Source organism: Pseudomonas sp. GW456-L12 (assembly GCF_059424045.1).
Genome location: NZ_JBWKZA010000047.1, coordinates 1 through 12,417, shown reverse-complemented (window position 1 = coordinate 12,417; position 12,417 = coordinate 1). Strand labels below are relative to the sequence as shown.

13 protein-coding genes are annotated in these 12,417 nt (G+C 60.8%); 1 reads left to right on the top strand and 12 read right to left on the bottom strand.

The annotated features are described in order from the left end of the window. Positions 1–72 precede the first annotated feature (72 nt). Positions 73–1,116: an alpha/beta fold hydrolase gene (locus tag AC07Y9_RS30600; protein ID WP_102681393.1), complete on the top strand. Its 1,044-nt coding sequence runs from the start codon at positions 73–75 to the stop codon at positions 1,114–1,116. 84 nt (positions 1,117–1,200) lie between these two features. Here the strand turns inward: AC07Y9_RS30600 and AC07Y9_RS30595 are convergent, their stop codons facing one another. The 12 genes from AC07Y9_RS30595 to AC07Y9_RS30540 form a co-directional block, all read right to left on the bottom strand. Next, positions 1,201–1,824, bottom strand: coding sequence for an NIPSNAP family protein (locus AC07Y9_RS30595; RefSeq protein ID WP_007931954.1), 624 nt, complete (start codon positions 1,822–1,824; stop codon positions 1,201–1,203). Between the two features lie 169 nt (positions 1,825–1,993). Then, positions 1,994–3,175 (bottom strand): alpha-hydroxy acid oxidase, encoded by a 1,182-nt coding sequence (locus AC07Y9_RS30590; protein WP_007931959.1) that lies wholly within the window; start codon positions 3,173–3,175, stop codon positions 1,994–1,996. Positions 3,176–3,316: 141 nt separating this feature from the next. After that, the gene (locus tag AC07Y9_RS30585; protein WP_102681394.1) at positions 3,317–4,594 is read right to left on the bottom strand and encodes an OprD family porin; all 1,278 of its coding nucleotides are present in this window, start codon (positions 4,592–4,594) and stop codon (positions 3,317–3,319) included. Between the two features lie 228 nt (positions 4,595–4,822). Next, positions 4,823–5,323 carry a flavin reductase gene (locus AC07Y9_RS30580; RefSeq protein ID WP_007931961.1) on the bottom strand — a complete coding sequence of 167 codons (501 nt, stop codon included), beginning with the start codon at positions 5,321–5,323 and terminating at the stop codon, positions 4,823–4,825. A 19-nt stretch (positions 5,324–5,342) separates the two neighbouring features. Beyond that, positions 5,343–6,302, bottom strand: a complete 960-nt coding sequence (locus AC07Y9_RS30575) for a PDR/VanB family oxidoreductase (protein ID WP_102681395.1) — start codon at positions 6,300–6,302, stop codon at positions 5,343–5,345. A gap of 80 nt (positions 6,303–6,382) precedes the next feature. After that, positions 6,383–7,123, bottom strand: a complete 741-nt coding sequence (locus AC07Y9_RS30570; protein WP_102681396.1) for an SDR family NAD(P)-dependent oxidoreductase — start codon at positions 7,121–7,123, stop codon at positions 6,383–6,385. 10 nt (positions 7,124–7,133) lie between these two features. Continuing rightward, positions 7,134–7,610: an aromatic-ring-hydroxylating dioxygenase subunit beta gene (locus AC07Y9_RS30565; protein WP_037036083.1), complete on the bottom strand. Its 477-nt coding sequence runs from the start codon at positions 7,608–7,610 to the stop codon at positions 7,134–7,136. Positions 7,611–7,629: 19 nt separating this feature from the next. Continuing rightward, positions 7,630–8,904, bottom strand: coding sequence for an aromatic ring-hydroxylating oxygenase subunit alpha (locus AC07Y9_RS30560; RefSeq protein WP_007931970.1), 1,275 nt, complete (start codon positions 8,902–8,904; stop codon positions 7,630–7,632). A 47-nt stretch (positions 8,905–8,951) separates the two neighbouring features. Then, positions 8,952–9,482 (bottom strand): nuclear transport factor 2 family protein, encoded by a 531-nt coding sequence (locus AC07Y9_RS30555; RefSeq protein WP_007931973.1) that lies wholly within the window; start codon positions 9,480–9,482, stop codon positions 8,952–8,954. A 16-nt stretch (positions 9,483–9,498) separates the two neighbouring features. Next, positions 9,499–9,858 (bottom strand): hypothetical protein, encoded by a 360-nt coding sequence (locus tag AC07Y9_RS30550; RefSeq protein WP_007931975.1) that lies wholly within the window; start codon positions 9,856–9,858, stop codon positions 9,499–9,501. Positions 9,859–9,883: 25 nt separating this feature from the next. Beyond that, positions 9,884–11,056 carry an acyl-CoA dehydrogenase family protein gene (locus AC07Y9_RS30545; RefSeq protein WP_007931976.1) on the bottom strand — a complete coding sequence of 391 codons (1,173 nt, stop codon included), beginning with the start codon at positions 11,054–11,056 and terminating at the stop codon, positions 9,884–9,886. A 27-nt stretch (positions 11,057–11,083) separates the two neighbouring features. Further along, positions 11,084–12,196 carry an amidase gene (locus tag AC07Y9_RS30540; RefSeq protein WP_037036061.1) on the bottom strand — a complete coding sequence of 371 codons (1,113 nt, stop codon included), beginning with the start codon at positions 12,194–12,196 and terminating at the stop codon, positions 11,084–11,086. Between the last annotated feature and the right edge of the window lie 221 nt (positions 12,197–12,417).

Genomic DNA, 12,417 nt, shown 5'->3' with positions numbered 1-12,417 from the left:
AATGCAACCCAGGTTGAAGGGGATCAGCCAGGTCCCCCGCCCCACGGCTTGCAATCCAATGGAGAGATCAGCATGAAGATGACACTGCGCAACCACACCATCGGCGCGTCGGTCCTGGCCCTCACCCTGTTCGGCATCCTCGGCACGGCCCAGGCGCAGACGCCCGCAGCGGCGCAAACCGACGCGAGCAGCACCGGCACCACTTATGCCGCCCCTTCGCCGTTCGGCCCGCTGAAGCATGTCAACGCCGGGCTGCTGGATGTGGCATACGCCGAAACAGGCCCGGCCGATGGCCCGGTGGTGATTCTGCTGCACGGCTGGCCGTACGACATTCACAGCTTTGATGAGGTCGGGCCCTTGCTGGCGGCCAAGGGTTATCGGGTGCTGATGCCCTATGCCCGCGGCTACGGCGATACCCGTTTCCTGTCGGCGAAAACCCTGCGCAATGGCCAACCGGCCGCGCTGGCCAGTGACGTCATCGACTTCATGGATGCGCTGAAGATCAAGCAAGCAGTGCTTGGTGGTTATGACTGGGGTGCGCGTTCGGCGGACATCGTCTCGGCGCTGTGGCCGGAGCGGGTCAAGGCGCTGGTGTCGGTCAGCGGCTACCTGATCGGCAATCAGGCGGCCGGCCAGAACCCGCTGCCGCCCAAGGCGGAATTGCAGTGGTGGTACCAGTTCTATTTCGCCACCGATCGCGGTCGCGCAGGCTATGAGAAAAACACCCACGACTTCGCCAAGCTGATCTGGCAACTGGCCTCGCCGCAATGGACGTTCGACGACGCCACCTTCGAGCGCAGCGCCAAGGCCCTGGACAACCCCGACCATGTCGATATCACGGTGTTCAACTACCGCTGGCGCCTGGGGCTGGTTCAAGGCGAAAGCCGCTACGCCGCACTGGAACAGAAACTGGCCACGGCCCCAACCATCAGCGTGCCGACCATCACCCTCGAAGGCGATTCCAACGGCGCGCCGCACCCGAACCCCGCGGATTACGCCAAGCGCTTCACCGGCAAATACCAGTTCCGCCTGATCAGCGGCGGCATCGGCCACAACCTGCCGCAGGAAGACCCGCGGGCGTTCGCCCAGGCGGTGATCGATGCGGATCAGCTGTGAGGTCGGCCTGACTGTCCTGGGCAAAACATGGCGTGGGGAATGACTAGCGTTGAGTGAACCGCGCCTCACCGATCAGCGGCCGTCTCACAGCAACGGCGAAAAGCTCGCCGGCAGGTAGATCGTCGAATGCATGTCGCGCAGTTGCGGACCTGAGTTTTCCGGCGGCCAGACGCCATCCTGTACGGCACGGGTGCGCACGTCCAGGCGCTGTTCGAGCGAGTAGTACGGCCAGATGTGCAAGTACCGAGGCAACTGACCGTCGGTGGCATAGAAGGCGGCATATACCGGCGAATATTGCTCGGCGGTTCTGGGGCCCAGCGCTTTTTTCCAGCCCCTCAGCGTGGGTGCCAGACCGGATGGCAGCAGATCGTAGATACGAAACTCGTAGAACGGCCCGTGCCGCCCGGCAGGCAGCGGCTGGAGAAAGGGAAACAACGAATAGTTTTCCACGCGCATCTCCATCAGATACGCCTCAATGCCAAACGCGTCGGCAGCCGCCAGATAACGCTCGCGCTCGACCTGGCGAGACGCCTCGTCGGCAAAGCCGCGCAACATCGCGATCTGATTCAGCGGGCCGACCTCCGATGCCCAGCACCCCATCAACTTCACGCCGGCGCCTTGCGCCAGCAGGCGCTGTTCCAGACACACCATGGCGATGGCGACAGTGCGCACGCGCACGGTGAACGTGATCAACTCGTACAGTTTCATGAATACCTCGGCTCAGGACCAGAGATGCGTGGATGATCCGCACCCACAACGAAAAATACATTGCGTCGCTGAACACCGGCGACAGCTCCCTCGACTCGAGCGCGCGGTCAAATATCCGGGCGGTTCTGCAACGCAGTTAGCTGTTCCAGCTTGCAACGCAGTTTGATGCTCAAGCGCGTCGACGCTGGAACACGCTGTCACCGTCAAGGTGATTGAGGTGGGTACAGCCCATCAGGTTCATGGTCAGTGCGAGTTCAGCCGTCAGCAGGTCCAATGCCCGTCCTGCTCCGGCTTCACCGGCCGCCGCCACCCCGTAAAGGGTGGATCGGCCCAGCAGCACGGCATCCGCACCCAAGGCGAGCGCTTTGACGATGTCGCTGCCACGGCGAATGCCGCCGTCGAGCAGCAGGCTGAGTTTGCCCCGTGCCTGCGGGGCGATGGCCGCCAGCGCGTCGAGACTGCTCAGTGCACCGTCCAGCTGGCGACCACCGTGGTTGGACACCACCACGCCGTCGAGCCCAAGGGTGATGGCGCGCTCCACATCTGCCGGATGCAATACGCCCTTGAGCAACAGTCGCTCTCCCCACTGCTCACGCAAACGCGCCAACATGTCCCAGTCGAGCAAGGTATCCATCTGCTGGCCGATAAACGCCATCGATCCCAGGGGGTTACGCTCGCGCGGTGGCAAGTAGGGTTCGAGGTTGCCCATGCCGGGCAGCCCCGATGGCCACATCACCTGCTTGAGCCAGCGCGGGTGGCGGACCACATCCAGCTTGTTGCGCCATGTCAGCTGGCGCGACCTGGCAAAATTGCGCCGGTCCCATTGGCGATTACCCAGCACCATCGCATCACAGGTCAACACCAGGGTCCGGCAGCCTGCGTCGGCGGCCCGCTGCAGCAAATCGTTTTGCACCCGCGGATCGCGCATGGCGTACATCTGGAACCACAGGTCGACACCAGGCACCGCCGCGACAAGCTCTTCAAGCGAGGTATTGGACGCGGTACTCAGGCTGAAGGGCAGCCCCCGTGCCGTTGCCGCCCTGGCCAAGTGAATGTCGGCATCGCGGTGCAGCAGGCCGTTATAGCCCGTCGGCCCAATCAGCATCGGCATGGGCAACACCCGGCCGAGCACGGCGCGACAAGTGTCGGGCGCATGGCAGGGCACCATGGCCCTGGAATGCAGGCCAAAGGCGCTGAACGCCGCGAGATTATCCTTGAGCGTCAATTCGGCCTCCGCACCGCCGCTGAGGTACTCCCACACGAAGTAAGGCAAGCGCCGCCGGGCTATCTCGGCCAATTCGGCGATACTGTGAACGCGATCCAAGTCGCAGCCGGTATAAAAACGACGCATAGGCAATCCTTAAAGCGCGGCATAAAAACCGCGGTAAAAAAGTCCGGAAGGAGCGCTCCGGACGAAGGAAAAACAATGTTGAAGTTCAACCGTGCCGGATGCGCAGGCCGGCCTGGAAGCCGCGAACGACTTCCAGGGATTTCAGAACTTCCAGGTGTAGGTCGTGATCAGGCGATTTTCCTGATAGTCCACCCCCGACGCCCTGCCATTGCCATAGCGCGTCTTTACGTCAATCCGGCGCCACTCGAAACCTAAGTCCTGCAGGGGACCGCTTTGCACCACATAGCCGAGCACGATGTTGCGTTCACTTTCGACGTTCTGTTCGAGGCTATTGCTGCCCCGGTCGATACCGGTGCCGCGTATGTAACGCGTCATCAATTTCAACCCCGGCAACCCGACGCCCGCGAAGTTGTAGTCATAACGCAATTGCCAGGAGCTTTCGTTCGGCTTGACGAACGCCACTGTCGACCAGTTCACCAGGTAAGGCTGCGGCGCATAGCCATTGAGCGTCGGGAATGTCGACTCGCCGAGCATGCGCTGGTAGCCGACACCGAAGGCGTGGGCGCCTTTTTTCAGGGTGGTCATGACGCCATAGGAGCGGTTGTCGATATCGCCGTACAGCGCTTTGCCGTCTTCACTGTGATTGAAGTAACGAAGGTCTGTCTTCAAGCCGTAACCGGCACCCAGATCATGGTTATAGGTCAGCCCCAGGTAGTGTTGTTTATAGATATCCTCCAGTTGCCCGAAGAAATAAGTACCGGACAAGTTTGGGGTAAATACATAGGTGGCACCCGCAAAGTTCAACCCATCACTGCGGCGTTTGATGTTGGGACCATTGAACAAGTACATCTTCTCGGTATTGGAAGACTCCCGGGAGCTGATTTCGGTAAAGCGACCGCCCGTCAGTGTCAGCTTTTCCACTTCCCTGGATTCGATCTGTACACCGTGATACGTGGTGATCAATTGCCGCGAATCGTCGATGTAGGCCACCGGCAACGTCGGACGAAGTTCACCTATCTTGAGTTCGGTTTTGTTGTAACGCACCTTGCCGGTCAGCGCCGCACGGCCATAGTCACGGACTTGTTCGCCCTTGCTGGCATCGTACGGAATGATGCTGTCCGGGCCCCGTCCACCGCCGCCGTCCAAGCGATAGGCGTACTGCGCCGAAAGGTCCAGGCCAAACTGCAGCGTGCCTTCGGTGTAACCCGAGATCGCGCGAAAATCGAAACCTTGGGTCCAACTGCCCACCCGGGATTGCGGCGCGTCATGCTGTTTGAAATCCCGGTCAATGTAGAAGTTGCGCATCCCCAGACTGACTTGTCTGTCATCTACGAAGTCGGCATATACAACGACCGGCATGAAGATTCCCATCACGGCCACAGGAGTGACGCCACGGCTTACCCAGCGATTCTGAGACATCAAGCGTTCCTTCTTTTTTACATGCACAAAGGCACGGCTAGTGGAAGCAGATTAGTTCAGCAAAAGTTAAACTTAGGCAGTCAATCCGCAGTATTGTTTTTATAACCACTCACTGCAAAAAAAGGCGTAACACAGTCATTCGCCAGAACAGCGACAACTGCTTTCTTGTTATTCAATAAACTTAATGATCATGGAAGTCCTTATCGAAACTTCCGGGTTCCAGCCCTGTCAGGGAGTTGCTTTGGATGCATCTCCCAAGCGGTGGTAGGCGCGATTGAAATACACCAGGCCTTCCTGGCTTTCGCCATTACGGATACCCAGGACTTCGCAATAGAAAATTGTGTGCGATCCAACTTCATGAGCCTGGGCGATGCGGCAGTCAAAACTCACCAGTGCCTCATCGAGCAGCGGCGCCCCACTTTCCAGGGTGGTCCAGGATGCGCAGGAAAAGCGCTGCTCGGCATCGAGGTTGCGGTTGGAAAACGCCCCCGATACCTCCTGGTGCCCCGGCGTCAGGACGTTAACGCTCAGCACCCCATTACTCTTGAAATGCACATTGGAAAACGACGAGCGATTCATGCACACCAACAGTGTCGGCGGCTGGTCGGTCACGCTGCACACCGCCGAAGCGGTGAAGCCGAAACGACCCGCAGGGCCATCGGTGGTGATGATCGAAACCGCACCACCGAGCATTGCCATTGAGTTACGAAATCCCGTTGTATCGACCATGGTCTTACCCTCCGGTCTATCAGATATCCAGCACCAGCTTCTTGGATTTGGCTCGGGAACAGCACACCAGAATCTGGTCATTGGCGGATTTTTCGTCATCCGTGAGATACACGTCGCGGTGATCCGGTTCGCCTTCGATAACGTCGCACAAGCAGGTGCCGCAAACGCCCTGCTCACAGGACACTTCAATCCTGATGCCCACGGCAGCCAGTGCCTCGACAATGCTCTGGCCCTCGACCACCTGGACGGTCTTGCCACTACGCTGGGCAACCACTTCGAAGCCCGCGCCCGAGGTGTCGACTTCGACCTGGAAGTATTCGCGGTGCACATGATCGTCGGCGTAACCTGCTTCCAGGGCCTGGGCAATGATCCAGTCCATGAAGCCGGACGGTCCGCAGACATACAGGTGTACACCGGCCTGGGGGGTGCCCAGCACCCTGGACAGGTCGAGTTTCTGTTCGACGGCTTCGTCGTCGAAATGCGTGTGCAACCGGGAAGCAAACGCAGCGCTGCCCAACTCGTCGAGAAAGGCGCTGCGACTGCGCGAGCGGCCGCAATAGTGCAGTTCGAAATCGCTGCCGCGGGCATTCAATGCGTAGGCCATGGCGACCATCGGGGTAATGCCGATACCGCCACCGATCAGGATCGAGTGCCTGGCATCGCTGGCCAGCGGAAAGTGATTGCGCGGCAGGCTGATCTCGATCTCGCGCCCTTCTTGCAACCACTCATGCACCGCCACCGAACCGCCCCGCGAGGCGGGATCCTTGAGTACCCCCAAGCGATAGGCGCTGGCGTTGGCCGGATCGCCACACAGCGAATACTGACGAACCAGCCCAGCCTTGAGATGGATATCGACATGCGCGCCCGCCTCGAACGCGGGCAAGGGCTGTCCCGACGCATCGCTCAGATCCAGCACGACGACACCTTCGCCCTGCTCTTCGCGCTTGCGCACGACAACTTTCAATAATTGATCGCTCATACCGGACTGTCCCGAATTGGTTGTACGGGCGCGCACCTGGGCACGCCCTGCTGCTGTTGCAAAACGTGGCGCCAATGACCTCAGCGCATGAAGACCCCGCCGTTCACGTCCCAGGTCGCCCCGGTGGTGAAGTAGGCGTCTTCGCTGGCCAGTTGCACGATCAGCCTGCCGATGAATGCGGCGTTGCCCAATTGCTTGACCGGAATCGCCTCTATCAGTTTTTCCAGGCGCTCGGGCGGCACGGCGGCACGTACCGCCGGCGACTCGACAGGGCCCGGGGCGATGGCGTTGACCGTGACACCGGAGGCCGCCAGCTCTTTGGCAAAGACCTTGGTCAAGGTGATGATTGCGCCCTTAGAGGCGGCGTAATGCGCGCCGGTCGCGGTGCCGCCGTTCTGCCCGGCCAGGGAGGCCATATTGATGATCCTCCCGTACCCCCGGGTCGCCAGATAGCTGCCGAACACTTGGCAGCCGACAAACGTGCCGCGCTGGTTAACGCTCACCACCCGGTCGAACTCTTCCGGGCTGATCTGCATCACGGGCGTGGTCATGGTCATCGCGGCGTTGTTCACCACCACCTGCAACGCCCCCCAATGCGCGACGACAGCCGCCAGAGCGTCCTCGAAATCGACCTTGCTCGACACGTCGAGCTTGAGCGCCAGCACCCGTTCGCCAGTAGCGTCCAGCTCAGCGGCGGTGGCTTGCGCCGACTCCAGCGAGCGGTCGCTGATCACGACCCGGTAGCCGCTGTTCAGCAGTTGCTCGGCAATGCTCCTGCCCAGCCCCTGGGCCGCTCCGGTGACCAATGCAACCTGTGTCATGGCAGCGTCCTCAGAGGATGTAACCGATACCCGCGAGGGTATCGGTGGAGTTGATCAGTTGAATCAGCTTGCGCTGGATCTTGAAACTGTCACCGCTGAGCACCAGCTCGAATGTGACATCGGCGGTGTACTGCTTGAGCACATCCTTGCGGAACTCGCGCAGGTTCTGTGCGCAACGCACGGTGACCACCCCGTCTCGATCCGACAACAGGCGAAAGCGCGACTGACTGCGCACGGTGCGCGCCCGCGGGGTGGTCGAAATCGACTCGCCGCTGGTCAATCGGGCCACGCGCAACTGACGCATATGGTGATCGTCGTAGGCGTAGTTCAGGGTGTTCTCGAAATCGGTTTCCAGCGGATCGATCGGGATGATGTAAGTCGCGTTCTCGGTCCACAGATCGAGCCATTCGACAAAATCGCCGTGATCGAGCATGTCCGCTTCTTGCCAAATGAAAGCGCTGACCTGGTTGAGCAATTGCAGATTGATCATGGTGTTCTCCATCGACTCAGGCCGACATCATCTTTTTCCACTGCTGGTAGCCAGCGCGCATGCCGGTCTCGGCACTCACATCGCTCACCCGCCCGTCTTCCGACTCCTTTTCGCCCGGCAGGCCGCGATTGAGCATGATCCACAGATCGGTGCCGGCACTGGCGCCGCGCTGTACGCGCTCCCATGCCTCGGAATCGTCCGGCGTGCCAAACCCCATCGGGCCCTGGAAGTGCTCATGCAGGCGCAGGCGATAACGGTTGGCCACGGCCGGGCCACCGTCCATGGTGATCACCGCGTGATGGATTTCGGTTTCGTCCACTGCGATGGGTTGCAGCACCCGGAAGAACGCCATGGAACAAGCGACGTTCGGGAACAGGTTGAGGTTGAAGCCCGAACCGCCTACCGCGCGTACGATACGGCGGACCGATTCCTCGTCCTGGCCTTCGGCGCGCAGTTGCGCGGCCAGATCCTCAAAGCGCGCCGGGATCGGCAAATCGAGATTGGCCTCCAGATCGACCAGGTCGGGGATCATCACCATCACGCTGTGGCCGTTGCCGAGGTCTTCGACGTAGCCCGGCCCTTTGACGAAATCGAACAGCTCCAGCGTCTGTTCATCCACGGACGACAGGAACGACTTGTGCACCAGCGGGAAGTGATAGGCATCGGTGGTGTTTTCCAGCTGGATTTTCCAGTTGCCGGGGAAGCGGAAGCGATGCTCGCCTCCCACCTTGACCGGGTAACCGGCGCCCTGCTTCATGAACAGGTCAATCCACTTCTTCGCCGGCCCGAGGAAGTCGACGAGGGGCTCGATATCATCCTTGAAGGTGGCGAAGATCATGCCGTTGTATTGCTCGACACGCAGGCCGACCAAAGGCAAGTCGGCCTTTTCCAGGCAATCGCCGTAACTTTCCGGGTGCGGCACACCACGCAGGCTGCCATCCAGGGCGTAGCTCCAGCCGTGATAAGGGCAGACGAAACTGTTGGTCTTGCCCTTCTTGTGTTCGCACACCGTTGCGCCACGATGGCGGCAGCGATTGAGCAACACATGCACGTCTTTCTTGCGGTCGCGTACGACGATTACCGGCTGCTTGCCGACGTAAGTGCTCTTGTAGCTGCCGGAATCGGGAATCTCGCTGGCATGCGCGACCCAGATCCAGGTGCTGTAGAAAATCTTGTCCAGCTCCTGCTCGAAGAGCTTGCCATCGGTGTACATCGACGTGTGAACACGGTCATGCAGAACCAGGTCGGAGGGGCTGGCGTCCAGCGTTACGGTGTTTATCAGGTTATTCACGATCACTCCTCGTCGGCAGGCGTCGCCGACTTCAAGAATTCCGGGTGTCACTCCCCGGATTGGCCAGGTACGGGCAGGTGGGCGGCGCTATTCCAGGTATCGACCGGGCGACTGAACAGGTTCTCGGTCTGAAAGTGCGCCATGCGCCACTGCCCCTGTTCCTGGGCGAACCGCACGCTGAGGCGAGCGCTGTTGAGGTGCGAGGCACCCGAGGCAAAGGTCGAGGCCTGCAACATCACCCAACTGGCATCCGCGGTCTCGCCGCTGACCCGGATCAGCTCCGAGGTCAGGAAATGCACGTTCAGCGAAAAGTGCGCAGGTTCGACCATGTAGGTCGCAAACATCGCTTTGATCGCCTCACGCCCGCGGTAACCGCCGAAGCTGTTCTGGTACCTGGCTCCCTTGCCTTCCCAGATCGCCTGCGCCGTGAACAGAGCGGCCAGCTCCTCGAGGGGGGAGCCCACGCCCAGTTCATCGCACAGGAACATGTAGCGGTTCATGCAGGCGCGAATGGCGTTCTCGCTTTCCAGCTGTTGGAGCCGCTGCTCCAGTGCGCGCAAATGCTCTTGTGATGACATGGCGACTGCTCTCGATTCAGCGCTGGATGATCAGTTCGCGACCGGTACGGGCCTCGACCTTGCAGTACTTCCAAAGTTTGTAGGGGCCATCGCCGACCTCCGTAGTGCGAAACAGATTGCAGGCGGCGTGGACGGTTTCGATGTCCGGTACATCAGCCAGCAGATACGTGGTCCAGGGCCAACCGGCGGAGGGGCCGACCATGCTCTGGTCATCGTCCATGTTGCCCAGCACGGTCACGCCAGGCAGATCGGCGATGCCGTTCCACATGACGCCGAACGCGGCCCATACCTCCAGCGCCTCGGGACGCGGAGCATCGAAGAAGTTCTGGTTGATGCCGATGCAGAACAGGACTCGCAGGGATTTTTTATCGGTCATGGGGTTCACCAATCAGTAGGGAAAATTACAGGTAGCCCGGCAGCGGCTTATTGCCGAAGAAAATCGCGCCGGCGTTCTGGTAAGTCATGTCGCCCATGAAGGCGTGCTGGGTAATGACCTGGGTGTCGTTGACGAAGCGCGACAGGGGGCTGGTACGGTACACCCCGCTCATACCCGAAAGCATTTGCGCGGTGCGCGCTACATCGGCCGAGACACGAGTGGCATGGGTCGAGGACAAGCGCAGCATATTGGTCTGCTCGACACTCACCGGATCGCCGGCCAGGACGCTGGCCCAGGCATCGTCGATCGCCTGGTAGAACCACGACCGCGCAGCGCGCAGCGCCGCTTCGGCCTTGGCCATTTCGACCTGAGCCAGCGGCCGGTCGGACAATGACGGCGCACCGGTCACGGAGATTCGGCCACTGGCCATGCCACTCAACTCGTCGAGGGCCGCGCGCGCAACGCCCAGGCCGACCACCGACAAGACCTGAGTGGCGAACGACAGGGACGGATAGCGGAAAAACGGCTCGTCAAGACTCGAAGGACCGCCGCGAACGAACGTCCACTCCTCAGGCACCACGACGCCTTCGACGACGACGTCATGGCTGCCGGTGCCGACCAGGCCGACGACGTTCCAGGTTTGCTCGATCCGCACCTTTTCCCGAGGCATCACCGCCAGCCGTGGAAGGCCGAGCATCTCGCCGTTCTTCGGGCTGATGCCCACCCCGATCAGCGACGCCCCCATGCAGCCGCTGGAAAATTTCCAGCGCCCGTTCACCTCCAGGCCACCTTCGACAAATGGCGCGGGCTGCGGTGGGAAGATCCCGCCGGCGAATACCACGTCAGGCGAGTCGGCGTAGATTTTCTGCAGGGTTTCCAGCGGTAGCGCCGCCAGATAAACCGGGCTCATGCCGAAGCTGGCGACCCAGCCGGCGGACCCATCGGCGATGGAGATGTCCTCGACCATCTGGCAAAACTCGGCCGGTGAGCGCTCGTCACCGCCGAAGCGCTTGGGCACCAGGGCACGATAGACGCCGAGCGTGCGGAACTGTTCGATGACATCCTGCGAGATGCATTTTTGCTGGTCGAATTCTTCATTCCGGGCACGCGTGCGAATCTCGACCAACAGATTCTGAAAGGCTTCATTCGCCGTGATCGGCACACGGCGCTGGTGATTCAGCTCGCTTGGCGCAGTCATGGGTTTCTCCATAGTAAGCATGACGATTTACTCTTCCAGGCGCCGGACCAGCTCGCGGGCGACTGCACACAGCAGTTCGTCCGCACCATGGGCGGCAATGAGTTGCAGGCCTATCGGGAGCCCCGAAGCGCTTTCCAGAGGAATGCTCAGAGCCGGATGACCGGAAAGATTGAAAGCGCGCACCAGTGAGGTCATGCCCAGGGCGGCGCGAGTGTCGGCCGCATCGACGACCCGCAATGGGAAGTCGGGCATGGTCGGCATGGCCAGGATTGGGGTGATCGCCAGGGCTGCGTCCACTTCTGCGGTAAACGCGCGACGGGTGATTTCGGCTTCTTCAACGAACTTGGCCGTGGTCAGGCTGGCTGCGCGCAAACGGTCGGCGACATCGCTGCCGACCCGGCCGGTTTGCAGCAGATGACCGCACGCGGCCCAGGTTTCGGCGTTGATGATCGCCATCCCGGCGCCATACGCTGCGGACATACCAGGCAGCGTCTGCTCAAGCAGCTTGAAGTGCGAACGCCCCAGCGCCTGGTTAACCACCGCCTGGATCTGTTCGTGGACCTCCACCGCGACTACGCCGATAGCAAGATGCTCGGGCAGCGGGACGGGGGCGAACGTGGGATCGATGATGCCCATCGCTTCGATCAAGCGATCCATATCCCGCGCCAGGGGGCCTACGCAATCGAGGGTGCTGTGCGTCGGCATGACACCCTGGCGACTGATCCGGCCAAAGGTAGGCTTGAGGCCGAAAACCCCGCAGCACGCCGCGGGAATCCGTACCGAGCCCCCGGTATCGGTGCCCAGCGCGAAGTCGCAAAGCCCGCCCGCCACCGCCGCCGCCGAACCGCTGGAGGAGCCACCCGGTATATAGCCCGGGTAGCGCGGATTGGCTGCCGTGCCCGTCCAGGCGTTGAGGCCGGTAGTCCCGAAAGCCAGTTCATGCAGGCTGGTTTTGCCGGTGATCCGGCAGCCCGCACCCAGGAGCGCCCGGACCACTTGGGCATGCTCGCCGGCCGCCGGAGCATCGACCAGTGCGTTGCTTGAAGCACGGGTCGGATAGCCCGCGATATCGATGGTGTCCTTCACCATGACCGAAAGGCCATCTCCCCCTAAAGCTAAATCCTGGACAACGATCGACATGCTCTTTACCTGCTCTTTGTGTATCGCCAGAACGGATGCCCTCGGCATGAAAGCCTGGGTGAACGCTTAAATCTAAAATCATAATAATTACGTGAAATGTCAATTGAATTTTACCAAATAAAAAGATGTGTATTTTCGGTGCAGATTTTCACTTTTCGCACCAGTGACGTGCAGTTTGGTAACACCGGCATAGAGATAGGAAAAACCGGAAAACATAATAT